Origin of the sequence: Mesobacillus zeae, from assembly GCF_003570705.1 — a bacterium.
Lineage (GTDB): Bacteria > Bacillota > Bacilli > Bacillales > Cytobacillaceae > Mesobacillus_C > Mesobacillus_C zeae.
Window position 1 is genome coordinate 1 of sequence record NZ_QWVT01000014.1, and the last position, 24,356, is coordinate 24,356.

General features: G+C 46.3%; 25 protein-coding genes and 2 other annotated features. All 25 genes read left to right on the top strand.

The genetic code is table 11. The annotated features are described in order from the left end of the window. A partial coding sequence (locus tag D1970_RS07455; RefSeq protein WP_220453196.1) for a hypothetical protein occupies positions 1 to 275 on the top strand: 275 nt, incomplete at its 5' end. 453 nt (positions 276 to 728) lie between these two features. Then, a complete protein-coding gene (locus D1970_RS07460; RefSeq protein ID WP_119112263.1) occupies positions 729 to 1,190 on the top strand; it encodes a CtsR family transcriptional regulator in 462 nt (153 codons plus the stop codon). A 27-nt stretch (positions 1,191 to 1,217) separates the two neighbouring features. Beyond that, on the top strand, positions 1,218 to 1,766 hold the full coding sequence (mcsA, locus tag D1970_RS07465) for a protein-arginine kinase activator protein McsA (protein ID WP_119112264.1): 549 nt from the start codon (positions 1,218 to 1,220) through the stop codon (positions 1,764 to 1,766). A 1-nt stretch (position 1,767) separates the two neighbouring features. Beyond that, positions 1,768 to 2,841 carry a protein-arginine kinase McsB gene (gene mcsB / locus D1970_RS07470; protein WP_119112265.1) on the top strand — a complete coding sequence of 358 codons (1,074 nt, stop codon included), beginning with the start codon at positions 1,768 to 1,770 and terminating at the stop codon, positions 2,839 to 2,841. Positions 2,842 to 2,855: 14 nt separating this feature from the next. Beyond that, positions 2,856 to 5,294 (top strand): ATP-dependent protease ATP-binding subunit ClpC, encoded by a 2,439-nt coding sequence (gene clpC / locus D1970_RS07475; RefSeq protein ID WP_119112266.1) that lies wholly within the window; start codon positions 2,856 to 2,858, stop codon positions 5,292 to 5,294. Between the two features lie 277 nt (positions 5,295 to 5,571). After that, the gene (gene radA / locus D1970_RS07480; protein WP_119112267.1) at positions 5,572 to 6,954 is read left to right on the top strand and encodes a DNA repair protein RadA; all 1,383 of its coding nucleotides are present in this window, start codon (positions 5,572 to 5,574) and stop codon (positions 6,952 to 6,954) included. Between the two features lie 265 nt (positions 6,955 to 7,219). Next, positions 7,220 to 8,302 carry a PIN/TRAM domain-containing protein gene (locus D1970_RS07485; RefSeq protein ID WP_119112268.1) on the top strand — a complete coding sequence of 361 codons (1,083 nt, stop codon included), beginning with the start codon at positions 7,220 to 7,222 and terminating at the stop codon, positions 8,300 to 8,302. Positions 8,303 to 8,320: 18 nt separating this feature from the next. Beyond that, positions 8,321 to 9,019, top strand: a complete 699-nt coding sequence (gene ispD / locus D1970_RS07490; protein ID WP_119112269.1) for a 2-C-methyl-D-erythritol 4-phosphate cytidylyltransferase — start codon at positions 8,321 to 8,323, stop codon at positions 9,017 to 9,019. A 15-nt stretch (positions 9,020 to 9,034) separates the two neighbouring features. Then, on the top strand, positions 9,035 to 9,511 hold the full coding sequence (gene ispF, locus D1970_RS07495; RefSeq protein ID WP_119112270.1) for a 2-C-methyl-D-erythritol 2,4-cyclodiphosphate synthase: 477 nt from the start codon (positions 9,035 to 9,037) through the stop codon (positions 9,509 to 9,511). Between the two features lie 137 nt (positions 9,512 to 9,648). Continuing rightward, a complete protein-coding gene (gene gltX / locus D1970_RS07500) occupies positions 9,649 to 11,103 on the top strand; it encodes a glutamate--tRNA ligase (protein WP_119112271.1) in 1,455 nt (484 codons plus the stop codon). 68 nt (positions 11,104 to 11,171) lie between these two features. Beyond that, positions 11,172 to 11,402: a binding site (T-box leader), on the top strand. Positions 11,403 to 11,475: 73 nt separating this feature from the next. Further along, entirely contained in the window at positions 11,476 to 12,129 is a 654-nt protein-coding gene (gene cysE / locus D1970_RS07505; protein ID WP_119112348.1) for a serine O-acetyltransferase, read from the top strand. Next, positions 12,126 to 13,523 carry a cysteine--tRNA ligase gene (cysS, locus tag D1970_RS07510; protein WP_119112272.1) on the top strand — a complete coding sequence of 466 codons (1,398 nt, stop codon included), beginning with the start codon at positions 12,126 to 12,128 and terminating at the stop codon, positions 13,521 to 13,523. Before cysE ends, cysS begins: the two co-directional genes overlap by 4 nt. 3 nt (positions 13,524 to 13,526) lie before the next feature. Further along, on the top strand, positions 13,527 to 13,934 hold the full coding sequence (locus D1970_RS07515) for a Mini-ribonuclease 3 (protein ID WP_119112273.1): 408 nt from the start codon (positions 13,527 to 13,529) through the stop codon (positions 13,932 to 13,934). Positions 13,935 to 14,003: 69 nt separating this feature from the next. Continuing rightward, positions 14,004 to 14,747 (top strand): 23S rRNA (guanosine(2251)-2'-O)-methyltransferase RlmB, encoded by a 744-nt coding sequence (rlmB, locus tag D1970_RS07520; RefSeq protein WP_119112274.1) that lies wholly within the window; start codon positions 14,004 to 14,006, stop codon positions 14,745 to 14,747. Positions 14,748 to 14,749: 2 nt separating this feature from the next. Further along, on the top strand, positions 14,750 to 15,259 hold the full coding sequence (locus D1970_RS07525) for an NYN domain-containing protein (RefSeq protein WP_119112275.1): 510 nt from the start codon (positions 14,750 to 14,752) through the stop codon (positions 15,257 to 15,259). 4 nt (positions 15,260 to 15,263) lie between these two features. Further along, positions 15,264 to 15,980 (top strand): RNA polymerase sporulation sigma factor SigH, encoded by a 717-nt coding sequence (gene sigH, locus D1970_RS07530; protein ID WP_181213434.1) that lies wholly within the window; start codon positions 15,264 to 15,266, stop codon positions 15,978 to 15,980. A gap of 116 nt (positions 15,981 to 16,096) precedes the next feature. Further along, a complete protein-coding gene (gene rpmG, locus D1970_RS07535) occupies positions 16,097 to 16,243 on the top strand; it encodes a 50S ribosomal protein L33 (RefSeq protein WP_119112276.1) in 147 nt (48 codons plus the stop codon). A gap of 51 nt (positions 16,244 to 16,294) precedes the next feature. Continuing rightward, entirely contained in the window at positions 16,295 to 16,474 is a 180-nt protein-coding gene (gene secE, locus D1970_RS07540; protein ID WP_119112277.1) for a preprotein translocase subunit SecE, read from the top strand. 203 nt (positions 16,475 to 16,677) lie between these two features. Then, complete coding sequence (gene nusG / locus D1970_RS07545) at positions 16,678 to 17,211, top strand: transcription termination/antitermination protein NusG (RefSeq protein WP_119112278.1); 534 nt, start codon at positions 16,678 to 16,680, stop codon at positions 17,209 to 17,211. Between the two features lie 172 nt (positions 17,212 to 17,383). Further along, positions 17,384 to 17,809: a 50S ribosomal protein L11 gene (gene rplK / locus D1970_RS07550; protein ID WP_142921002.1), complete on the top strand. Its 426-nt coding sequence runs from the start codon at positions 17,384 to 17,386 to the stop codon at positions 17,807 to 17,809. A 151-nt stretch (positions 17,810 to 17,960) separates the two neighbouring features. After that, positions 17,961 to 18,659 carry a 50S ribosomal protein L1 gene (gene rplA, locus D1970_RS07555; RefSeq protein WP_119112280.1) on the top strand — a complete coding sequence of 233 codons (699 nt, stop codon included), beginning with the start codon at positions 17,961 to 17,963 and terminating at the stop codon, positions 18,657 to 18,659. A 51-nt stretch (positions 18,660 to 18,710) separates the two neighbouring features. Beyond that, positions 18,711 to 18,852 (top strand) — a sequence feature (ribosomal protein L10 leader region). Between the two features lie 34 nt (positions 18,853 to 18,886). Next, positions 18,887 to 19,387, top strand: a complete 501-nt coding sequence (gene rplJ / locus D1970_RS07560) for a 50S ribosomal protein L10 (protein WP_119112281.1) — start codon at positions 18,887 to 18,889, stop codon at positions 19,385 to 19,387. Positions 19,388 to 19,442: 55 nt separating this feature from the next. Continuing rightward, positions 19,443 to 19,808 carry a 50S ribosomal protein L7/L12 gene (rplL, locus tag D1970_RS07565; RefSeq protein WP_119112282.1) on the top strand — a complete coding sequence of 122 codons (366 nt, stop codon included), beginning with the start codon at positions 19,443 to 19,445 and terminating at the stop codon, positions 19,806 to 19,808. A gap of 123 nt (positions 19,809 to 19,931) precedes the next feature. Next, the gene (locus D1970_RS07570) at positions 19,932 to 20,537 is read left to right on the top strand and encodes a class I SAM-dependent methyltransferase (protein WP_119112283.1); all 606 of its coding nucleotides are present in this window, start codon (positions 19,932 to 19,934) and stop codon (positions 20,535 to 20,537) included. Positions 20,538 to 20,778: 241 nt separating this feature from the next. Continuing rightward, positions 20,779 to 24,339, top strand: a complete 3,561-nt coding sequence (gene rpoB / locus D1970_RS07575) for a DNA-directed RNA polymerase subunit beta (protein ID WP_119112284.1) — start codon at positions 20,779 to 20,781, stop codon at positions 24,337 to 24,339. The last annotated feature ends 17 nt before the right edge of the window (positions 24,340 to 24,356 follow it).

The window sequence follows — 24,356 nt, forward strand, 5'->3', positions numbered from 1 at the left end:
TTTTTTTGTTGTTTCAGTTTGAAAGCGGGCGGCTGGTGGGGTTGGTTGATATCTCACAACAGATGGTCGATATCCGCTCCAAGTTGATTGATTTAGCTCAGAGGATGGTTGATATCTGGCGAAAGTTGGTTGATATCACAAAAATCCAGCCAACCACAAATGAGCAGGAACTTCCGCCAAACCGAAAACCGCTGTATAAGCAGCAGATTTTACAAAAAGCTACAACACGTATTATCCAGGTTGGAAGTTGTTGTTCCTGCAGCTGGCTTTATTAAAAGCTCACCGCACGCATCACCCCATTCAGTCTTATCCCTAGTTATAGAACTACAAAAAAATTCCCCATCAGACACAGGTCCAAACGAGAAATTAAGACCAAAACACTTTTTTCTAACATTCCGGCAAGCTGGAGACTTTTACAGATATCAACTATCCTGCTGGATTCGATCATTTTCCCAACAAGCAAAAACTCAGCCTCCTCAACTTCCGTAATCTAACCCCCTCCCTATAGAAAATCCTTCAATTCAGCGTAGAATGGTTTCCCGCATAATGTGGGCGGGTAGAAAATACTTAACCTCCCCGCGCCAGGTTTCACTTTACATATTTCTGGATAAGATAGAAGTGCCGCATGAATTGCATCGTATGAAAAAGTTATGTATAATTAATGTCAAAGATAGTCAAAGTCAGGACTGGTGGCTAAGGAATGCTAAAGTCAGAATGGGGGAGGTTTTGTGAGGAATATATCGGATATCATTGAAAGATACCTGAAACAGGTTTTGGAGATGAGCGAAAAAGAACTCGTTGAAATTAAACGAAGTGAAATCGCCGATAAATTTCAATGCGTGCCATCCCAGATTAATTACGTTATCAATACGAGGTTCACAATTGAGCGGGGATATATGGTGGAAAGCAAACGCGGCGGCGGCGGATATATCCGCATCATGAGAGTGAGATTATATGATCACGCAAATCTGATTGATCAGCTGCTGTCATTGGTCAACCACCGCGTAACCCAAGCAAATGCCGAGCATATTATTAAACGGATCATCGAAGAAGAGGTGATTACGGAACGGGAGGCGAAGATTATGCTTAGTGTCCTGGACCGTTCAGTCATCCATATCGATTTGCCGCAGAGGGATGAACTGCGGGCAAGAATGCTGAATGCAATGCTGGTGGCTCTTAAATATAAATAATATGAATTGAGCTGGAGAGGTGAAAGCATGATATGCCAGGAATGTAATCAAAGACCGGCAACACTGCATTTTACAAATTTCAGCAATGGTGAAAAGACGGAACTTCATTTATGTGAGCGATGTGCACATGAGAAAGGAGAAATGTTTATGATGAACCAAGGGCATGGTTTTTCACTAAATCATCTTCTTGCAGGACTTCTAAATATTGAACCCGCTCTTCAGCCAAATACTAAGGAACATTTTCACCAGGAAGAAATTATTCAATGCAGCCGCTGCCATATGACTTATCCACAATTTGTGAAAATCGGCCGTTTTGGCTGTGCCCATTGCTATGATACGTTCAAAGAGCAATTGGGACCGATCATCAGGAGGCTTCACAGCGGAAACTCTGTCCATAACGGAAAGATCCCGAAAAGAGCAGGCGGGACCATCAGCATGCAACGGAATTTAACAGCCCTTAAGGAAACACTGGGAGAGCTGATTTCGAAAGAGGAATTCGAAAAAGCAGCAGAGCTGAGGGACGAAATTCGTGCATTGGAAAAGAGACTCGCCGAGCAGCACAGGGGAGGGGAGTAACTTGTCACTGGAACGATTTATCAGCCAGGCCGTAAGTTCATGGATGAGCACAGAAGGACCCGATTCGGATATTGTCCTTAGCTCAAGGATCAGGCTGGCAAGGAATTTAAGCCAGTTTGATTTTCCGACGCTTGCCACAAATGAAGAAGCATTCAAGGTTACAGCAGCAGTGGAAGAATGGGCAAATAGCGGCTCCCACCCGGGCGCCTCACGTTTTGAAATGGTGAAAATGAATGATATTCAGCCGCTTCAGAAACGTGTGCTTGTTGAGAAGCATCTAATAAGTCCGCATCTCGCAGAGAATTCACGGCACGGTGCGTGTCTTTTATCAGAAAATGAAGAGTACAGCATTATGGTTAACGAGGAGGATCATATCCGGATTCAATGTCTCTTCCCTGGGTTCCAACTGTCAGAAGCGCTGTCAGCTGCCAATGAAATTGATGATTTGATGGAAGAAAGCCTTGATTATGCTTTTGATGAAAAGTACGGCTATTTAACAAGCTGTCCTACGAATGCAGGCACAGGCCTAAGGGCATCCGTTATGATGCACCTGCCCGGCCTGTACTTAACACAGCAAATAAACAGGATTGTACCGGCGATTAACCAGCTTGGTTTGGTGGTAAGGGGTATATACGGTGAAGGCAGTGAAGCACTGGGGAATATTTTTCAGATTTCCAACCAAATAACGTTGGGTAAATCCGAGGATGACATTGTGGAAGATTTAAAGAGTGTTGTTAAACAGCTAATTTCTCAAGAAAGATCAGCACGTGAAGCATTAGCGAAGACCTCTAACATACAATTAGAAGATAGAATCTTCCGGTCATACGGAATCCTTGCGAACAGCCGGATCATTGAGACGAAGGAAGCAGCTGGCTGCTTGTCAGATGTACGGCTTGGTATAGATATGGGGTATTTAAAAGATATATCGAAAAATATTTTAAATGAATTGATGATTCTTACTCAGCCGGGCTTTTTGCAGCAGTATGCAGGCGGACCCCTGAGGCCTGATGAAAGGGACATCCGAAGGGCTGCCATGATCAGAGAACGTTTAAAGATGGAAATAAAAGAACAATAAGGAGGATGGGTATTATGATGTTTGGACGCTTTACAGAGAGAGCGCAGAAGGTACTGGCATTGGCACAGGAAGAAGCAATCCGCCTTGGGCACAGCAATATTGGGACTGAGCACATCCTGCTCGGGCTTGTGCGCGAAGGGGAAGGAATCGCGGCTAAAGCGTTGTACGGTTTGGGCCTTGGGGCTGAGAAAATACAGAAAGAAGTGGAGAATCTGATCGGCCGGGGAGAAGAAGGGGCACAAACCATTCACTATACCCCTCGGGCCAAAAAGGTCATTGAATTATCAATGGATGAAGCAAGAAAACTAGGCCACTCCTATGTAGGAACAGAACATATTTTGCTGGGACTCATCCGCGAAGGCGAAGGCGTTGCGGCACGCGTCCTCAACAATCTTGGCGTCAGCCTTAATAAAGCCCGTCAGCAAGTGCTCCAACTCCTGGGAAGTAATGAAACATCAGGGGGCCAGGGAGGCGGGTCGGCAAACGCAAACACGCCTACACTCGACAGCCTTGCCAGGGATCTTACAGCGATCGCAAGGGAAGGCAGCCTTGACCCCGTCATTGGCAGAAGCAAAGAAATTCAGAGGGTCATCGAGGTGCTTAGCAGGAGGACAAAAAATAACCCAGTCCTGATTGGTGAGCCTGGTGTCGGGAAAACGGCGATTGCAGAAGGCCTTGCCCAGCAGATTGTCAACAATGAAGTACCTGAAATCCTTAGGGACAAACGCGTTATGACGCTAGACATGGGGACTGTTGTTGCAGGCACCAAATACCGCGGTGAGTTTGAAGACCGGCTGAAAAAGGTCATGGATGAAATCCGCCAGGCTGGAAATATCATTTTGTTTATTGATGAACTCCATACGCTGATTGGTGCAGGCGGGGCAGAAGGGGCCATTGATGCCTCCAACATCCTGAAGCCATCCCTTGCTCGCGGCGAGCTCCAGTGCATTGGGGCAACAACGCTTGATGAATACCGGAAATACATTGAAAAAGATGCAGCGCTTGAAAGGCGGTTCCAGCCAATCACAGTGGATGAGCCGACCGCAGAAGAGTCCATCCAGATTTTAAAAGGGCTGCGTGACCGTTATGAAGCTCATCACCGGGTATCGATTACGGACGAAGCGATTGATGCTGCCGTTAAATTTTCGGACCGCTATATTTCAGACCGCTTCCTTCCGGATAAAGCGATTGATTTAATCGATGAAGCTGGATCGAAAGTACGCCTGCGCTCCTATACAACGCCTCCTAATCTGAAAGAGCTTGAAATGAAGCTGGAGGAAGTGCGCAAGGAAAAGGATGCCTCCGTTCAAAGCCAGGAGTTTGAAAAAGCCGCTTCGCTGCGCGATACAGAACAGCGCCTGCGTGAGCAGCTTGATAATACGAAGAAGACATGGAAAGAAAAACAGGGCAAAGAAAACAGCGAAGTCACAGTGGAAGATATCGCCCATGTTGTGTCAAGCTGGACGGGAGTGCCTGTTTCCAAACTGGCTCAAACAGAAACCGATAAATTGCTGAAGCTTGAGGAAATCCTTCATTCCCGCCTGATCGGGCAGGAAGAAGCGGTAAAAGCTGTTTCCAAGGCTGTGCGCCGTGCACGTGCCGGCCTCAAGGATCCAAAACGGCCGATTGGTTCCTTTATTTTCCTCGGCCCTACAGGCGTAGGAAAGACGGAACTTGCAAGAGCGCTTGCTGAGTCCATGTTTGGCGATGAGGATGCGATGATCCGCATCGACATGTCCGAATACATGGAAAAGCATTCGACTTCAAGGCTCGTAGGTTCACCTCCGGGTTATGTCGGCTATGATGAGGGCGGCCAGCTGACTGAAAAAGTCCGCAGGAAGCCGTATTCCGTCATCTTGCTGGATGAAATTGAAAAAGCGCATCCTGATGTTTTCAATATCCTCCTGCAGGTGCTTGAAGACGGAAGGCTGACGGATTCAAAGGGACGGACAGTTGATTTCCGGAACACAGTCCTGATTTTAACTTCAAACGTTGGTGCGGAAGCCTTGAAACGAAATAAGTATGTGGGCTTTAACATTCAGGATGGGGAACAGGATTATAAGGATATGAAGGGTAAAGTCATGGAAGAGCTGAAAAAAGCTTTCCGCCCTGAGTTCCTGAACCGGATTGATGAAATTATCGTGTTCCATGCTTTGGAGAAAGAACATCTTAAAAAGATTGTTACCCTTATGTCGGATCAGCTTGTTAAGCGGCTAGAGGAGCAGGATATCCATCTTGAACTTACCGAAGCTGCAAAAGTGAAAATTTCCGAGGAAGGATACGATCCTGAATATGGAGCAAGGCCGCTTCGCAGGGCGATCCAGAAGCATATCGAAGACCAGCTTTCGGAAGAACTGCTTAAAGGTACTGTCCTAACCGGGCAAAATGTCTTGATTGATGTAGAAAATGGGGAGTTTACCGTAAAAACAGTAGAGAAAGCTGCGAACAGGTAAGAGATTTCCATTATAATAAAGAGGTATACGGATAACGTGTACCTCTTTTTCTATAAGAGGTTGGTTAAGCCGGCATAATGGTGAGAATGCCAGCTTGGTGTAAAGGGCAGCAGCTTTTTTTGCTAACTGAAGAAAGCTTGTAAATTTATTCTTCGATAACTGTCCAGCTGCAGCGGCTAGCGACTAGTGGACCGCGTTAAACGGGCGTTTCCGCTTTTTCGCAGTGCTTGTAGCATATTCTATATATGAACACGTGTTACTGAGAGGAAGAAATGAAATGGGGAAAAGAAAAACAAAATTTATATGCCAGGAATGCGGGTATGAATCGGCAAAGTGGATGGGGAAGTGTCCCGGATGCGGACAATGGAACAAGATGGTGGAAGAAACAGAGACCGCAGGAAAGGGAAGAAGAGGGGCATTTATGGGGGCTGGGACTGCTTCATCTGCCATAGCTGCAAAGCCTGTTCCTATCACTTCAATCAAGATGGTAAGCGAGCCGCGGATCCATACGGACTTGATGGAAATGAACCGGGTGCTCGGCGGCGGCGTGGTGAAAGGCTCGCTCGTTTTAATTGGCGGGGACCCGGGGATCGGAAAGTCGACACTGCTCCTTCAAGTATCATTCCAGCTGGCCCGAAAAAACCATTCTGTTCTTTATATTTCCGGGGAGGAGTCGATGAGGCAGACCAAGCTGCGCGCTGAACGGCTAGGAGTCGCATCGGACAAACTCCTGATCTATTCGGAGACAAATCTTGAGGAAATCAGCCGCACAATCGAGAATACGTCACCTGAGTTCGTTATTGTGGACTCCATCCAGACTGTTTACCACCCAGACATTACTTCAGCTCCGGGAAGTGTCTCGCAGGTAAGGGAATGTACAGCGGAACTGATGCGGATCGCCAAAACAAAAGGCGTTGCGATTTTTATCGTCGGACATGTCACGAAGGAAGGTTCGATTGCCGGACCGCGGCTTCTTGAGCATATGGTCGATACAGTCCTTTACTTTGAAGGTGAGCGACACCATACGTACCGGATACTGCGGGCAGTCAAGAATCGTTTTGGTTCCACTAACGAGATGGGAATTTTTGAAATGAAGGAATCGGGGCTTGAAGAGGTCGCCAATCCTTCTGAAATTTTTCTTGAGGAGCGTTCCCAGGGTGCTTCAGGTTCGACGGTTGTTGCTTCGATGGAAGGGACAAGGCCGGTTCTTGTTGAGGTCCAGGCGCTAATTTCTCCTTCCAGCTTTGGGAATCCTAGGAGGATGGCAACAGGTATTGACCATAACAGGGTATCCCTGCTGATGGCTGTCCTTGAAAAAAGGGTGGGGCTGCTGCTGGCCAACCAGGATGCATACTTAAAAGTCGCTGGAGGGGTAAAACTGGACGAGCCAGCCATTGACCTTGCCATTGCTGTCAGCATTGCTTCAAGCTTCCGTGACAGGCCAACACGCCCGTCTGACTGCATGATCGGCGAAGTAGGACTGACCGGGGAAGTCCGCCGGGTATCCAGGATTGAACAAAGGGTGCAGGAAGCGGTGAAGCTTGGCTTCGAGAGAATTATCCTGCCGGCGAACAACCTTGGCGGATGGACTGCGCCGAAAGGGGTCGCGCTGATCGGTGTATCCACAGTTAGTGAAGCATTGAAGGTTACACTGGATTAATGCTTTTTAAGGCCTTAATTACGTCTGGACGGGCGCTGCTCTTAAAGGAAGGATTGTCTGGACCGGACGGATAGGTGCATTATTTGTTATCATTTGACAGCCCCTATATCCGGTGCTACCTTAAAGGTGTGCCGAACACCGAAAAAACTGGGGAAACAAGGGCTGTTTATAGCCTTGGTGCCTCGATGATGGCAATAAAAAATCTTCACAAGACCATGTTTCAAATATTGGAAAATGTTTATAATGATTAGAAGGAGGTGAAGGGATGTTAAGACGTATCATCCAAGCCTGCTTCCTTATCATCGGAGGAACGCTTGGTATATTCTTAATTCCTGATTTATTGACGCTGGTCAACCTTGATGGTGTTCCCCTGGTTGACAGTCCATATGTTTCTGCCATACTTGGAGCAATTATTTTTTATCTTCTTACTTTCTGGGCAGTTGACCATGTAACGAATTTTGTGAAGTGGTTTGAAGAGTCGCTCATAAAGGCGCCGATCACGGACGTCCTGTTTGGGAGCGTTGGCTTGTTTTTTGGGCTGTTTGTAGCTTTTTTGATCGGTTTTACACTGAATACCATCCAGGTGCCAGTTCTAAACACTGTGGCTCCAATTGTGCTGACCCTTTTGTTTGGCTACCTAGGGTTTCAGGTGGGCTTTAAAAAACGGGATGAACTTCTTGTCCTTTTTTCAAAGAATAAGAAAAAAACCAGCGATGAAGAGCCTGAAAAAGAGCATCCCGGCACGCTGAAGATCCTCGATACAAGCGTGATTATCGATGGTCGGATTGCGGATATCTGCCAGACGGGATTCCTTGACGGTACAATCGTCATTCCGCAGTTTGTGCTGGAAGAGCTGCAGCATATTGCGGATTCCTCTGATGTCCTTAAAAGGAACAGGGGGCGCCGCGGACTGGATATCCTGAACAGGATCCAGAAAGAGCTGGAAATCAAAGTGGAAATTTATGAAGGTGATTTTGAAGAAATCCAGGAAGTGGACAGCAAGCTTGTCAAGCTTGCTAAGCTATCGAGCGGGATTGTCGTCACGAATGACTTTAACCTGAATAAAGTATGTGAACTGCAGGGTGTATCCGTCCTGAATATCAACGACCTTGCCAACGCCGTAAAGCCGGTGGTCCTGCCAGGAGAAGAAATGAGCATCCAGGTGATCAAGGATGGGAAGGAACAAAACCAGGGCATCGCCTATCTCGATGACGGGACGATGATTGTGGTTGAAGAAGGTCGCGAGTATATCGGCAAGCGGATAGACGTTCTTGTAACAAGTGTTCTTCAGACATCAGCCGGCAGGATGATTTTTGCCAAGCCTAAACTGCTGGAGAAAGCCTTATAGAGGGATAGGAGTTATGTAATGGATTATGTAGTCATTATTCCCGCAGCCGGACAGGGAAAGAGAATGGGTGCGGGGAAAAACAAGCTTTTACTGACACTGGAAGGGATACCAGTGCTGATCCATACACTAAGAGTATTTGAGGCTGATGAGGCGTGCACAGGAGTCATCCTTACCATCCACCCTGATGATGAACAGTCCTTTAAAGAGCTGCTTGGCAGGTATGGCATTACGAAAATCGCGGCGTTGGTGCATGGAGGCCGGGAAAGACAGGATAGTGTCTTTAACGGCCTTAAGGCCGCTCCAGCTAGTGAGGTCATCCTTGTCCATGATGCAGCGCGGCCGTTTATCAAAAAAAATACGATCCGCATGCTGGCTGAGGCTGCCCTGTTGGATGGAGCCGCTATTGCTGCGGTGCCTGTAAAGGACACGATCAAGAAAGCGGAAAACCTCCATGTAACCGAAACGGTTGAGAGATCAAGCTTGTGGGCAGTTCAAACCCCGCAGGCTTTTCGCGTTTCTGTCCTGAGGGAAGCTCATGAACAGGCGGAGAAAGACCATTTTACCGGAACGGATGACAGTAGCCTTGTGGAACGGCTTGGGCACAAGGTCGCCATTATTGAAGGCGATTATGATAATATTAAGCTAACAACGCCAGAGGATCTTTATTTTGCCGAAGCAATCATGAAAAAGAGGGAGATCAGGCCGAATAAACAATAAAAGGAGTATTAGATGATGTTTCGTATTGGACAAGGTTTTGATGTACATATATTGACCGAGGGTCGGCCGCTTATCATTGGGGGAATCACCATTCCTTATGAAAAAGGCTTGCTGGGGCATTCTGACGCTGATGTGCTGCTGCATACGATTGCTGATGCAGCTCTTGGCGCAATTGGGGAAGGCGATATTGGCAGACACTTCCCGGATACGGATCCCGAGTTCAAGGATGCCGACTCTGCAAGGCTTCTGGAGCATGTATGGTCCATTGTCAAAGAAAAAGGCTACAGGCTTGTGAACGTAGATTGTACGATCATTGCCCAGCAGCCAAAAATGGCTCCGTATATTGACAGGATGAAAGAGAGGATTGCAGGGCTTTTGGAAGGGACTGCAGACCAGGTTAACGTAAAAGCCACGACAACAGAGAAGCTTGGATTTCCAGGGCGCGGTGAGGGAATCGCTTCCCAGGCTGTCATTCTGCTTGAAAGAGTTTGACCCCGAGGTGTCTTTCTTCCGTCAAGGCTTAGTGATACAATAGTCAAATCATAAACTTTATGAAAAGTGTACAGCTGCTTATGCCAGCCCCAGAGGACATGGCATAAGGCTTACGCTTTTTTTTGGGAGGATTCGTTATGTCAAATATTAGAGTTCGTTATGCCCCCAGCCCAACCGGACATTTACATATTGGTAACGCCCGTACGGCTCTGTTCAACTATTTGTTTGCCCGCAGCCAGGGAGGCAAAATCATCATCAGGATTGAAGATACCGACAAGAAACGTAATATCGAGGGCGGAGAGCAAAGTCAGCTCCATTATTTGAAGTGGCTTGGAATCGATTGGGACGAAAGCATTGATGTCGGAGGCGAATATGAGCCTTACCGCCAATCGGAACGCAACCATATTTACGAGGAATACAACCAGGAAATCCTTGAAAAAGGGTATGCGTACAAGTGCTATTGCACGGAAGAAGAGCTTGAGGCAGAGCGCGAAGAACAGTTGGCCCGCAATGAGACTCCTAAATATTCGGGCCGGTGCCGCCATCTTTCAGAAGAAGACAGGAAGCGGTTTGAACAGGAAGGACGCCAGCCAAGCCTCCGTTTTAAAGTGCAGGAAGGATTAGTGCTGGAGTTTGACGATATGGTCAAAGGCCAAGTATCTTTTGAGTCCGAAGGCTTTGGCGATTTCGTTATCGTGAAAAAAGACGGAACGCCAACGTACAATTATGCCGTGGTGCTCGATGACCATCTTATGGAGATTTCGCATGTCCTGCGCGGAGATGACCATATTTCCAATACGCCAAAACAGCTGTTGATCTATGATGCGTTTGGCTGGGACAGACCAGTGTTCGGCCATATGACGCTGATTGTCAATGAAAACAGGAAAAAGCTGAGCAAGCGGGATGAATCCATCATCCAGTTCATTGAACAATACGAAGAACTTGGGTATTTGCCTGAAGCTTTGTTTAACTTTATCGGACTGCTCGGCTGGTCGCCTGCCGGGGAAGAAGAAATTTTCTCGAAAGAGGAATTCATTGAAATCTTTGATTCTGCAAGGCTGTCAAAGTCGCCTGCACTATTTGACCGTCAGAAGCTTGAGTGGATGAATAACCAGTATATGAAAAAGGCTGATCTCGACAGAGTGGCCGAGCTTGCAATCCCACATCTTCTGAAAGCTGGCAAAATCGCTGAAAACCGTACGGAAGAAGAAGACCGCTGGGTACGCAGCCTAATTTCCCTGTTCCATGAAAAAATGAGCTTTGGAGCAGAAATCGTAAAACTCTCGGATATATTCTTCACCGATGAGGTAGACTACGAGGGAGATGCTAAAGACGTATTGTCCGGCGAACAGGTTCCGGAAGTGCTGAAAGCATTCCTTGCCGAAATCGAGGAGCTTCCTGAATTCACAGCAGACAAGATTAAAGCGGCTGTTAAGGCTGTCCAAAAAGGAACAGGGCACAAGGGGCAGAAGCTGTTCATGCCAATCAGGGCAGCAGTAACCGGTCAAACACACGGGCCGGACCTTATGCTTGCCATTGAGCTCCTTGGCAGGGAAAAAGTGAAACAGAGAGTCACAAACTTGCTCGGCTGACAAATTTTTTAAGACATTACAGTTAACATAAACAAGAAAATGTAATATAGTAAGAGTAATTCAATTTTAGGAAAGTGTTGAAGAGGAGAAGTAGGAAAATGATGCTTGTTCAGAGAGAACCATCACCGGCTGAAAGTGGTTCAGGCCCCTCATTTTTTGAAATGCGCCTCGGAGCCTCTGTATGAACGGGATTATTCCTTAGTATTGCGGGGCGGGACCTCCCGTTACCAGGCTGAGTTGGGGCAGCCGCTTATTGCAGCCCAAACAGAGTGGAACCGCGCATTATATGCGTCTCTGTCATATATTGACAGGGGCGCTTTTTTTCGTTTTTGGGCGACTTTGCCGGAAGGAATGAATAAGGGAGGGCTGAGAATGTTTAAAATGTTGAAAGAAGATATTGATGTGATATTTGAACAGGATCCGGCGGCTCGCAGTTACCTTGAAGTCATTTTAACCTATTCAGGACTGCATGCCATCTGGTCCCACCGGCTTGCGCATGGCTTATACAAGCGGAAATTGTATTTTCTTGCACGTGTAGTCTCCCAGGCAAGCAGATTCTTTACAGGAATTGAAATCCATCCTGGCGCGACAATTGGCCGACGGTTTTTCATCGACCATGGCATGGGTGTTGTTATTGGGGAGACGTGTGAAATCGGAAATAATGTGACTGTCTACCAGGGAGTGACGCTTGGAGGAACAGGCAAAGAAAAAGGAAAGCGCCATCCAACCGTAAAAGACAACGCATTGATTGCCACAGGCGCCAAAGTCCTTGGCTCCATTACGATCGGCGAGTCCTCAAAGGTCGGGGCAGGCTCTGTTGTATTGAAGGATGTCCCGCCGAATTCAACCGTAGTTGGAGTACCGGGAAGGGTCGTCATCCAGAACGGAGTGAAAATCAACAAAGATCTTAACCATTCAGATCTTCCCGATCCAGTTTCAGATCGTTGCAGGGATATTGAAACGGAGCTTGACGAACTGAAAAAAGAACTTGCAGAACTGAAAAGCGAAAGGAGCCCGATCTCATGACGATTCGAATTTACAATACACTTACCAGGCAAAAAGAAGAGTTTATTCCTCTTGAAGAAGGAAAAGTAAAGATGTATGTATGCGGACCGACCGTTTACAATTACATTCACATAGGGAATGCGCGCCCGGCGATTGTTTTCGATACGGTAAGGCGCTACCTGGAATTCCGCGGCTATGATGTCCGCTTTATTTCCAACTTCACCGATGTGGATGACAAACTCATCCGCGCTGCAAAGGAACTGGGCGAAGAAGTACCTGCCATTGCCGAACGCTTCATCAATGCCTATTTCGAAGATGTTTCTGCTTTAGGCTGCAAAAAAGCTGACGCCCATCCCCGCGTGACCGAAACAATGGACCTTATTATCGAGTTTATCAGTTCACTCATCGAAAAAGGTTTTGCTTATGAGTCCGGTGGAGACGTTTACTATCGTACGAGGGAGTTCGGCGAGTACGGAAAATTGTCTCATCAATCGATTGATGAATTGAAGATTGGAGCCCGCATCCAGGTTGGGGAGAAAAAGAAGGACGCCATGGATTTCGCTTTATGGAAGGCTGCGAAAGAAGGGGAAATCTCATGGGAAAGCCCTTGGGGAAAAGGCCGACCAGGCTGGCACATTGAATGCTCTGCGATGGCCCGCGAGTATCTTGGCGATACGATTGATATCCATGCGGGAGGCCAGGACTTGGCGTTTCCGCATCATGAAAACGAAATTGCCCAGTCTGAGGCCCTGACAGGTAAAACTTTTGCCCGCTACTGGATGCATAATGGCTATATTAATATCGACAATGAAAAGATGTCAAAATCACTTGGGAATTTTGTCCTGGTCCATGACATCATCAAAAAGCATGACCCGCAGGTTCTCAGATTCTTCATGCTGTCGGTCCATTACCGGAATCCGATCAACTATAACGAAGAGCTGCTGGAGAACACGAAGGCGGCGTTTGAGCGCCTGATGACCTCATACCAAAACTTGAATCACCGCCTGGGAGCCAGCGCCAACCTGGCTGATAACGACACGGAATGGATTGAAAAGATCAGTGAGCTAAAGCGCCAGTTCATTGAAGCGATGGATGATGACTTCAATACAGCAAATGCAGTTTCCGTCCTGTTTGAGCTCTCTAAGCTTGCTAACCTGTATCTCCTTGAGAAAAATACTTCAGAAAAAGTAATTAAGATGTTTGCTTCCCAATTCGAGGAGCTGTTCAACGTTCTCGGTCTGACAACAGGTGGGGAAGACTTGCTTGATGAAGAAGTGGAAGAGCTGATCGAGCAGCGCATCCGGGCGCGCAAAGACCGCAATTTTGCGCTATCCGATGAAATTCGCGACAAGCTGAAAAGCATGAACATTATTCTCGAAGATACAGCACAAGGCACGAGATGGAAAAGGGGATAAAGCATGCTTCAAAACAGTGCAAAGGTTGATGAAAAACAATTGAACAGCCTAGCCCTTGCTTACATGGGTGATGCCGTATTTGAGCAGTACGTACGGCATTACCTGCTTCAAAGCGGGAAGGTCAGGCCGAATAAACTTCATAGAGAAGCGACAAAATATGTGTCGGCAAAAGCACAGGCGAGGGTACTTCACAAGATGATGAACCAGGAAATGCTGTCAGAGGAAGAAAAAGCGGTGGTAAGGCGAGGCAGAAATGCAAAGTCAGGGACTGTCCCCAAGAATACGGACGTCCAAACATACCGTTACAGTACGGCATTTGAAGCATTAATCGGTTTTTTATACTTGGGGAATTCAACGAGCCGGCTTGAGGAACTAATGAGTAAAGCGCTTGAATTGGCAGAACAGCCTTAGATTTGGAAAAAACCCAAACTGTTTTTGGGACAGGCTGTAAGGTTTGAAGATAGAAAGGAGGAGAATATGATGAGCGAAGAATATATTGCCGGGAAAAATCCAGTCCTTGAAGCACTGAGATCAGGCCGGGATATCAATAAAATTTTAATTGGAGAAGGATCACAGCGGGGGCCGATGATGAAAGTCGTAACCCTTGCAAAGGAAGCCAATGTCATCGTTCAAATTGTTCCTAGAAAGAAGCTTGATCAGCTTTTTGGAGAGAACCATCAGGGTGTGATCGCCCAGGTTGCTGCCTATGAATATGCGGAGCTTGACGATTTGTTCAAGGTTGCTGAGGAGCGGAATGAAGCGCCGTTTTTCTTAATCCTGGACGAAATTGAGGACCCTCATAATCTTGGGTCAATCATGAGGACCGCGGATGCGGCGGGAGCGCATGGAATCATTATTCCCAAGCGGCGCGCAGTCGGCCTGACGGCAACTGTTGCCAAGTCATCGACTGGAGCGATTGAGTATATTCCTGTTGTACGGGTAACCAACCTTGCTCAGACAATGGATGAACTCAAGGATAGAGGGGTTTGGATCTCTGGGACGGATGCCTCCGGGAAGCAGGATTACCGAGCCATGGACGCGGACATGCCGCTTGCGCTTGTCATCGGCAGTGAAGGAAAAGGGATGGGCAGGCTCATCCGTGAAAAATGCGATTTCCTGATCAGCCTTCCGATGGCCGGGAAGGTAACTTCACTGAACGCTTCTGTAGCCGCATCGCTTCTTATGTACGAAGTATACAGGAAACGCCACCCGCTAGGGGAATAGGCATGGATATCCTGCTTGTTGACGGCTATAACATCATTGGTGCCTGGCCCGAGCTGACCCAGCTTAAGAGCAAAGAACTTTCAGCGGCCAGGGACCTGCTGGTCGAGAAGATGGCCGAGTATCAGGCTTACACCGGCTACCGGGTCATCGTCGTCTTTGATGCACACTATGTCCAGGGTACAGAAAAAAAATTCCGGAATTACAAGGTGGAAGTCATTTTTACGAAAGAAAATGAAACGGCTGATGAGCGGATTGAAAAGCTTGCAATCAAGCTGAATAACAGGCGCACCCAAATCCATGTGGCTACTTCCGATTTTACGGAGCAATGGGCTATTTTTGGTCAGGGTGCCCTCCGTAAATCAGCGCGGGAGCTTCTGACAGAAATAAATATGATAGAAAAGAAGATTGAGAAAAAAGTGAAGGGAATCCAGGAAAAAAGGCCAGCCAGCAAGATTCCGCTTACAAATGAGATAGCAGAAATTTTTGAAAAATGGCGCAGAGGAGACAAATAACTGGTTGACGCTAAAAAAAAACCTGCTGTATAATATTTCTATCTATGGAAGTCCGGGCGGGGGGATCACTGTGAGTGCAGATTTCAAAGTGAAACAAGCTGTAAAATATATCGAGCTTGAAGATGAAGAGATTGTAGAAGCAGTCCATCGGGGAGAAAGCGAAGCCCTCGATTATTTGATCCACAAGTACCGAAATTTTGTGCGTGCTAAAGCCAGATCCTATTTTTTGATTGGTGCCGATAAAGAGGATATTGTCCAGGAAGGGATGATCGGCCTTTATAAGGCGATCCGCGACTTTAAGGAGGATAAGCTAACTTCCTTTAAAGCATTTGCCGAGCTGTGTATTACCAGGCAGATCATTACCGCTATTAAAACAGCAACAAGGCAGAAGCACATCCCGCTCAATTCCTATGTTTCGCTCGACAAGCCGATTTATGATGAGGAATCGGACCGGACACTCATGGATGTTCTTTCCGGAGCAAAGGTGATGGATCCGGAGGAACTGATTATTAACCAGGAAGAATTTGACCAGATAGAAATAAAGATGGCTGAGCTGCTGAGCGATCTTGAAAGGAAGGTTCTCTCTCTTTATTTGGACGGACAATCCTACCAGGAAATTTCCGAAGAGCTGAACAGGCATGTGAAATCTATTGATAATGCACTTCAGCGGGTTAAGAGAAAGCTTGAAAGATATTTGGAAGTCAGAGAGCTCTCAATGTAACGAATACAAGAGAAGCAGCCGTAAAACAGTTTTTTATTCTGATTAAGCCTTATTGACACAGAATTTTAGCCATGATACATTTTTTAGAGACATATGACAGAAACAGCAGGTGCAAAATGAGGAAAAAAGTCACATTGGCATGCGCGGATTGCGGGTCACGCAACTACTCAACAATGAGCAGCAAAGACCAGCAAGAACGCTTGGAATTGAAAAAGTACTGCGGTAAATGCAGCGCTCATACAATCCACCGGGAAACAAAATAGATATTGATAGAATCGTCTCTGTTTGTATTTGCATAAGTTGGAGGTTACAAGATGAGCGTCACGAAGTTTTTTGGCGATATTTCGCGTGAAATGAGAAAAGTCAGCTGGCCAAAACGCCCGGAACTGGTGCGGTACACCATCACGGTTTTGTCCACTGTCGTTCTAATGGCTTTGTTTTTTGCTGGCGTTGACTTAGGTATTTCTGAATTGATTCGATTAATTCTTGAATAACCACAGCAGTCTCATGGTATAATGGAAAATAACGCAGGATATGTTTACAAAGCCCGTTCAACGGGTTTTTTCATTTGTTTTAAAACTGGGTGAAAAGGGATGGAAACACATGCCTTGCAGCCTTGCTGCTATGAACTAGACTCGCGCGGCTTTTTTTGCGGAGAATAGGATATGAGGAGGGAAGGACGATACAGTCCTCTTTAATGGAAAAGAATTGGTATGTTGTTCATACGTATTCGGGCTATGAAAACAAGGTGAAAACGAACCTTGAAAAGCGCGTGGAAACAATGGGGATGCAAGATAAGATTTTTCGGGTGATCGTGCCTGAGGATGAAGAGACAGATTTCAAGAATGGCAAAAAGAAAGTTGTTAAACGTAAGACATTCCCTGGCTATGTGTTGGTAGAGTTGGTTATGACCGACGATTCATGGTACGTTGTGCGAAACACTCCTGGAGTGACAGGATTTGTAGGTTCAGCCGGATCGGGATCCAAACCAACCGCACTGCTGCCGGAAGAAGTGGCAGTCATCCTGAAACGGATGGGTGTAGTAGAGAATCGGATCGACGTTGACTTTGAAGTGGGCGAAACAGTAGAAGTATGTGAAGGACCTTTCAATAACTTTTCGGGCTCGATTGAAGAGATTGATAAGGACAAAGGGAAACTTAAAGTGCTCGTGAATATGTTCGGGCGCGATACCCCGGTTGAGCTGGAATTTTCCCAGATTAAAAAATTATAGCTTGAAATAACTTGAATTCATTTTTAAAAAGTGGTAACATTTCATAGGTCAGTATGTCTCGCAAAACGAGACTGACATAGATCAATTCGTCTTTATGATTCATAGGGACAGTTATGAGTGGGAGGGGAAAATCCCCTATTACCACATCACGGACTTTAAGGAGGTGTGTCTCGTGGCTAAAAAAGTAATTAAGATGGTTAAGCTTCAAATCCCTGCAGGGAAAGCAAACCCAGCGCCGCCGGTAGGTCCTGCATTGGGTCAAGCTGGTGTTAACATCATGGGATTCTGCAAGGAGTTCAATGCTCGTACAGCTGATCAAGCTGGTTTGATCATTCCTGTTGAAATTACGGTATTTGAAGACCGTTCCTTTACATTTATTACGAAAACTCCTCCTGCTGCCGTTCTTTTGAAAGTAGCAGCTGGAATCCAGTCTGGTTCTGGTGAACCAAACCGTAATAAAGTAGCAACAGTTAAGCGTGATAAAGTACGCGAGATTGCTGAACAAAAGATGCCTGACCTTAACGCAGCTAGCGTTGAAGCAGCAATGCTTATGGTTGAAGGTACTGCGCGCAGCATGGGTATCGTCATCGAAGATTAATCCATGTTTCGGCTCAAATGGCAAGATGGGGGTTGCGGGGTTGAAATATCTTACTCGCAACCTTTCTTCTATGCTGATGGAAGGCGCCTGCGCTTTTCTAAGTGGGAGGTTAGGTTATTCCGCTAAAACCACAATCTAGGAGGAAAAAACAATGGCTAAAAAAGGCAAAAAGTATGTAGAAGCCGCAAAGCTAGTTGACCGCACAAAAGCGTATTCTGTTACTGAAGCGGTTGAACTTGCGAAAAAAACAAGCGTCGTTAAATTCGATGCAACAGTAGAAGCAGCATTCCGTTTGGGCGTTGACCCTAAGAAAGCTGACCAGCAAATCCGCGGAGCAGTTGTGCTTCCAAACGGAACTGGTAAAACTCAGCGCGTACTTGTATTCGCGAAGGGTGAAAAAGCGAAAGAAGCAGAAGCTGCTGGCGCTGATTATGTAGGAGATTCCGAGTACATCACTAAGATCAGCCAAGGCTGGTTCGAATTTGATGTAATCGTTGCGACTCCTGACATGATGGGTGAAGTTGGTAAGCTTGGACGTACATTGGGACCTAAAGGCTTAATGCCAAACCCTAAAACTGGTACAGTTACTTTCGATGTAACAAAAGCCGTTAACGAGATCAAAGCTGGTAAAGTAGAATACCGCGTTGACAAAGCTGGGAACATTCACGTTCCAATCGGTAAAGTTTCATTCGAAGATGACAAGCTAATCGAAAACTTCAACACTATTTTCGAAACAATGATGAAGGTTAAGCCTTCAGCTGCAAAAGGAACCTACATGAAAAACGTTACAGTTTCCACTACAATGGGACCTGGCGTGAAAGTAGATCCTTCTACTGCTTCAGTAAAATAATACCAATTGACAATTAAAGATGCATTTTATATAATGTATCTTGTTGTGAATATAAACTAAACATTTGTACCGCAGACAGCAGGTGCCGTAAGGCTTAATTCACCTGCCGAGGTCATACGATAGATCCCTTCGGATCACTTATTGTATACTCCCTCCATGTCTGCTTAGGACATGGAGGTTTTTATTTGCCTGGTATGAATGGATACAATTCTACAGGAGGTGTAAAAATGAGCAGCGTACTAGAAACAAAAAAACAATTAGTTGAAGAAATCTCCGAAAAGTTCAAAGCGAGCAAATCAACGATCGTTGTTGACTACCGTGGTTTGACTGTTGGAGAATTGACTGAACTTCGTAAACAGCTTCGTGAAGCTGGCGTGGAATTCAAAGTTTATAAAAACTCTATGACTCGTCGTGCTGCTGAATCTGCTGAGCTTGCAGGCCTGAACGAAGCGTTGACAGGCCCTAACGCAATTGCATTCAGTACAGAAGATGTTGTTGCTCCTGCGAAAATCCTTAATGATTTCGCGAAGAAAAATGAAGCGCTTGAAATCAAAGCGGGTGTTATCGAAGGAAACCTTGCGACTGTTGAGGAAGTTAAGGCTCTTGCTGACCTTCCATCACGCGAAGGCTTGCTGTCTATGCTACTCAGCGTGCTTCAAGCTCCAATCCGCAATCTTGCTCTTGCTGCAAAAGCTGTTGCAGATCAAAAAGAAGAACAAGGCGCGTAAGCTAATCTGCGTTTAACCAATAAAAAAACCAATAAACTCTTAGGAGGAAATAACAATGACTAAAGAACAAATCATTGAAGCAGTTAAATCCATGACTGTTTTAGAACTGAATGACCTTGTAAAAGCAATCGAAGAAGAATTCGGCGTAACAGCTGCTGCACCAGTTGCAATGATGGGCGGAGCTGCTGGCGGAGCTGCAGTTGAAGAGCAAACTGAATTTGATGTAATCCTTGGAAGCGCTGGCGACCAAAAAATCAAAGTTATCAAGGTTGTACGTGAAATCACAGGCCTTGGACTTAAGGAAGCAAAAGAACTTGTTGACAACACTCCAAAAGCAGTTAAAGAAGGCGTATCTAAAGAAGACGCTGAAGAAATCAAAGGCAAGCTTGAAGAAGTTGGAGCAAACGTCGAAGTTAAGTAATAAACCTGAAAAAAGCTCGCTGTATAAGCGGGCTTTTTTTAACTACCGCGAATGTTGCCGCCAGGCGGGACTTTCCGGAAGAACCGCAATGAACCCTTAAGACCAAATGAGGAGGTGGAAGTTTTGTCAGACCATTATTATTCCAAAAACCCCGGGACGGAAAGCAATCCGGTATATTGGGATTTTCGGTTAAGAGGCAGCGATTTTCGATTTAAAACAGACAGCGGTGTTTTTTCAAAAAAAGAAGTCGATTTTGGCTCCCGCCTCCTTATTGAGACATTTAGGATGGAAGCCGAAAACGGCAAGATTCTTGATGTCGGTTGCGGGTATGGCCCAATCGGGCTTTCCTTGGCTAAATCCTTCGGTGATGCCACTGTCCATATGGTTGATGTGAACGAAAGGGCGCTTGGCCTTTCTCGTGAAAATGCCCGGCTGAATAAAATAGATAATGTCAAAATCTATGCCAGCGACCGCCTGCTTGGCGTGAGCGAAAATGGCTTTCGGGCAATCGTCACCAATCCCCCGATCCGCGCAGGTAAGAAAATCGTCCATGACATTTTTGAGCAAAGCTTCGGGAAACTGGCTGATGGCGGAGAACTATGGGTCGTTATCCAGAAAAAACAGGGAGCTCCGTCCGCTATCGAGAAACTTGAAGAATTCTTTGGGTCTGTAGAAGTGGCGGAAAAGAAGAAAGGCTACTATATTATCTTAGCGAAAAAGTTGACGTAATAATTTCGCTATGTTAGTATTATAAAATGCCAAAAGATTAGTTTTCTTTGCTTTGCTAAAATCAACTGTTAAAGTATAATTTTAGCTAAAATGGGAAAGCTAATAAAATAATTGTTCGTTAAAGGAATTGTGGTTTTTGACAGTGAAAACCCTTTTTCTTTTTGTCTAATGAAAGGTAGCCTTGCGATTTGCGAGGCAGCACTACAGGAATAATAAACGCTTGATTTGAGGGGTGAATCAGTTGACAGGTCAACTAGTTCAGTATGGACGACACCGCCAACGCAGAAGTTACGCTCGTATCAGTGAAGTTTTGGAATTGCCGAATTTAATCGAAATCCAAACATCTTCCTATCAATGGTTCCTCGATGAGGGGCTTAGGGAAATGTTCCAGGATATATCCCCGATTGAAGACTTTACTGGCAATCTGTCACTCGAGTTTATCGATTATAGTCTTGGCGAACCAAAATATCCAGTTGAAGAATCGAAGGAAAGAGATGTTACCTATTCTGCTCCACTGAGGGTGAAGGTGCGTCTTGTTAATAAGGAGACAGGCGAGGTCAAGGACCAGGATGTCTTTATGGGCGACTTCCCGCTTATGACAGAAACGGGCACGTTTGTCATTAATGGTGCCGAACGGGTTATCGTATCTCAGCTGGTACGCTCTCCAAGCGTGTATTACAGCGGAAAGATGGATAAAAACGGCAGAAAAGGCTTTTCTGCAACCGTAATTCCTAACCGCGGTGCCTGGCTCGAGTATGAAACAGATGCCAAGGATGTTGTATATGTCAGGATCGATCGTACGAGGAAACTCCCTGTTACGGTTCTTTTGCGTGCTCTTGGGTTTGGTTCAGACCAAGAGATTATTGAACTAGTGGGTGACAATGAGTACATCCGCAATACGCTTGAGAAGGACAATACAGAAAGCACTGAAAAAGCGCTTCTTGAAATCTATGAACGTCTGCGCCCAGGTGAACCTCCTACTGTAGATAATGCAAAGAGCCTCCTTGTATCAAGGTTCTTCGATCCAAAGCGCTATGATTTAGCGAGTGTAGGACGCTATAAAATTAATAAAAAGCTTCATATAAAGAATCGTTTGTTCGGCCAAAAGCTTGCCGAAACACTGGCTGATCCTGAAACAGGTGAAATCATTGCGGAAAAAGGCGTCACTCTTGACCGCAGGACACTTGACAGAATCCTGCCAAGCCTTGAAAACAACGTTGGTTTCCAAACCAGCCGTCCTGTAGGCGGAGTGGTAGAAGAGGATATTGCTCTTCAAACCATCAAGATTTATGCGCCGAATGATGAAGATGAAAAAATCATTAACGTAACAGGGAATGCCTACGTGCCTGAACCTGTGAAAAATATTACACCTGCGGATATCATTGCTTCAATCAGCTATTTCTTCAACCTTCTTCACGGAGTGGGAAATACCGATGATATCGACCACCTTGGAAACAGGCGTCTGCGTTCTGTTGGGGAACTTCTCCAAAACCAATTCCGTATTGGTTTGTCCAGGATGGAAAGGGTTGTCCGAGAAAGAATGTCCATTCAGGACACAAATACAATTACTCCACAGCAGCTGATCAACATCAGGCCTGTTATTGCTTCCATTAAAGAATTCTTTGGAAGCTCGCAGCTTTCGCAATTCATGGACCAGACAAACCCGCTAGCAGAATTGACGCACAAACGCCGTTTATCTGCATTGGGACCTGGTGGTTTGACACGTGAGCGCGCAGGGTTTGAAGTGCGTGACGTTCACTACTCCCACTACGGGCGTATGTGTCCAATCGAAACGCCTGAGGGACCGAACATCGGTCTGATCAACTCCCTGTCATCGTTTGCGAAAGTAAACCGGTTCGGGTTCATTGAAACTCCATACCGCAGGGTTGATCCTGAAACAGGCAAGGTAACCGAACATTTTGATTACCTTACTGCCGATGAAGAGGATAACTATGTTGTGGCACAGGCGAATGCCCAGTTGTCAGAAGATGGTACATTCATGGAGGATGAAGTGGTTGCCCGTTTCCGCGGAGAAAACATTGTCGTTCCGAATGACCGTGTTGACTACATGGACGTTTCTCCTAAACAGGTTGTATCAGCTGCAACTGCATGTATTCCTTTCCTTGAAAACGATGACTCCAACCGTGCCCTCATGGGTGCGAACATGCAGCGTCAGGCTGTTCCATTGATGCAGCCTGAAGCGCCAAGAGTCGGAACGGGAATGGAACACGTAAGTGCGAAGGACTCCGGTGCTGCAGTCATCTGCAAGCATGAAGGTGTCGTCGAGCATGTAGAAGCACGTGAAGTTTGGGTCCGACGCATGAATATGGTTGATGGTCAGGAAGTTCGTGGTGACCTTGACAAGTACAGGATGCTAAAATTCATTCGTTCCAATCAAGGCACATGCTACAACCAGCGCCCAATCGTAAGCGTAGGTAACCGGGTTGTAAAAGGTGAAATCCTTGCAGACGGTCCATCGATGGAAAAAGGAGAACTAGCTCTTGGCCGTAACGTCATGGTTGCTTTCCTTAACTGGGATGGCTACAACTATGAGGATGCCATCATCATGAGCGAACGTCTTGTTAAAGATGATGTCTATACTTCCATCCATATCGAAGAATATGAATCCGAGTCCCGCGATACGAAGCTTGGACCTGAAGAAATTACCCGCGATATCCCGAATGTGGGGGAAGATGCGCTCCGTAATCTTGATGAGCGCGGAATTATCAGGGTTGGTGCCGAAGTAAAAGACGGTGACCTTCTTGTCGGAAAAGTTACACCTAAAGGGGTAACGGAGCTGACAGCCGAAGAACGCCTGCTGCATGCCATTTTTGGCGAAAAGGCTCGTGAAGTCCGCGATACTTCATTGCGTGTACCTCATGGCGGCGGAGGCATCATCCTTGATGTCAAAGTATTTAACCGTGAAGACGGCGATGAACTGCCACCAGGCGTAAATCAGCTTGTCCGCGTATATATTGTTCAGAAACGTAAGATCTCTGAAGGAGATAAAATGGCCGGTCGCCATGGTAATAAAGGGGTTATCTCCCGCATCCTGCCAGAGGAGGATATGCCATATCTTCCAGACGGCACTCCGGTAGATATCATGCTTAATCCTCTGGGCGTTCCATCCCGGATGAATATCGGGCAGGTGCTTGAGCTTCACCTTGGAATGGCAGCGCGTTACCTTGGCATCCATGTTGCGTCACCAGTATTTGACGGTGCGCGTGAGGAAGATGTCTGGGCAACTATTGAGGAAGCCGGCATGGCCCGCGATGCGAAAACTGTCCTTTATGACGGCCGCACCGGCGATGCATTTGACAACCGTGTTTCCGTAGGAATCATGTATATGATCAAACTGGCACACATGGTTGATGATAAACTCCATGCACGTTCAACTGGTCCATACTCGCTTGTAACACAGCAACCGCTAGGCGGTAAAGCTCAGTTCGGCGGACAGCGTTTCGGGGAAATGGAGGTTTGGGCGCTTGAAGCATATGGAGCAGCCTATACACTTCAGGAAATCCTGACTGTCAAATCGGATGATGTTGTAGGACGGGTTAAGACATATGAAGCAATCGTCAAGGGTGAAAACGTCCCTGAGCCAGGTGTTCCTGAATCATTCAAAGTATTGATGAAAGAACTTCAAAGCCTTGGTATGGATGTGAAAATCCTTTCAGGCGACGAAAAAGAGATCGAAATGCGCGATTTTGATGAAGAAGAAGAACTGCAGCATGCCGAAACATTGACAATTGCTCCGGAACAAGAGGATTTCGACTCGGAAAAAGTGGGATCCAAAGAATAGATGCATTTAAATAGGAT

Bases quoted from the DNA above. Each gene is read 5' to 3' on its own strand.
- rplL (WP_119112282.1), top strand. From the start codon at position 19,443: ATGACTAAAGAACAAATCATTGAAGCAGTTAAATCCATGACTGTTTTA.
- secE (WP_119112277.1), top strand. From the start codon at position 16,295: ATGAGCGTCACGAAGTTTTTTGGCGATATTTCGCGTGAAATGAGAAAA.
- rplJ (WP_119112281.1), top strand. From the start codon at position 18,887: ATGAGCAGCGTACTAGAAACAAAAAAACAATTAGTTGAAGAAATCTCC.
- rlmB (WP_119112274.1), top strand. From the start codon at position 14,004: ATGAGCGAAGAATATATTGCCGGGAAAAATCCAGTCCTTGAAGCACTG.
- nusG (WP_119112278.1), top strand. From the start codon at position 16,678: ATGGAAAAGAATTGGTATGTTGTTCATACGTATTCGGGCTATGAAAAC.
- D1970_RS07485 (WP_119112268.1), top strand. From the start codon at position 7,220: ATGTTAAGACGTATCATCCAAGCCTGCTTCCTTATCATCGGAGGAACG.
- clpC (WP_119112266.1), top strand. From the start codon at position 2,856: ATGATGTTTGGACGCTTTACAGAGAGAGCGCAGAAGGTACTGGCATTG.
- ispF (WP_119112270.1), top strand. From the start codon at position 9,035: ATGTTTCGTATTGGACAAGGTTTTGATGTACATATATTGACCGAGGGT.
- cysS (WP_119112272.1), top strand. From the start codon at position 12,126: ATGACGATTCGAATTTACAATACACTTACCAGGCAAAAAGAAGAGTTT.
- cysE (WP_119112348.1), top strand. From the start codon at position 11,476: ATGTTTAAAATGTTGAAAGAAGATATTGATGTGATATTTGAACAGGAT.
- ispD (WP_119112269.1), top strand. From the start codon at position 8,321: ATGGATTATGTAGTCATTATTCCCGCAGCCGGACAGGGAAAGAGAATG.
- D1970_RS07525 (WP_119112275.1), top strand. From the start codon at position 14,750: ATGGATATCCTGCTTGTTGACGGCTATAACATCATTGGTGCCTGGCCC.
- rpmG (WP_119112276.1), top strand. From the start codon at position 16,097: ATGAGGAAAAAAGTCACATTGGCATGCGCGGATTGCGGGTCACGCAAC.
- rplA (WP_119112280.1), top strand. From the start codon at position 17,961: ATGGCTAAAAAAGGCAAAAAGTATGTAGAAGCCGCAAAGCTAGTTGAC.
- D1970_RS07515 (WP_119112273.1), top strand. From the start codon at position 13,527: ATGCTTCAAAACAGTGCAAAGGTTGATGAAAAACAATTGAACAGCCTA.
- radA (WP_119112267.1), top strand. From the start codon at position 5,572: ATGGGGAAAAGAAAAACAAAATTTATATGCCAGGAATGCGGGTATGAA.
- mcsA (WP_119112264.1), top strand. From the start codon at position 1,218: ATGATATGCCAGGAATGTAATCAAAGACCGGCAACACTGCATTTTACA.
- gltX (WP_119112271.1), top strand. From the start codon at position 9,649: ATGTCAAATATTAGAGTTCGTTATGCCCCCAGCCCAACCGGACATTTA.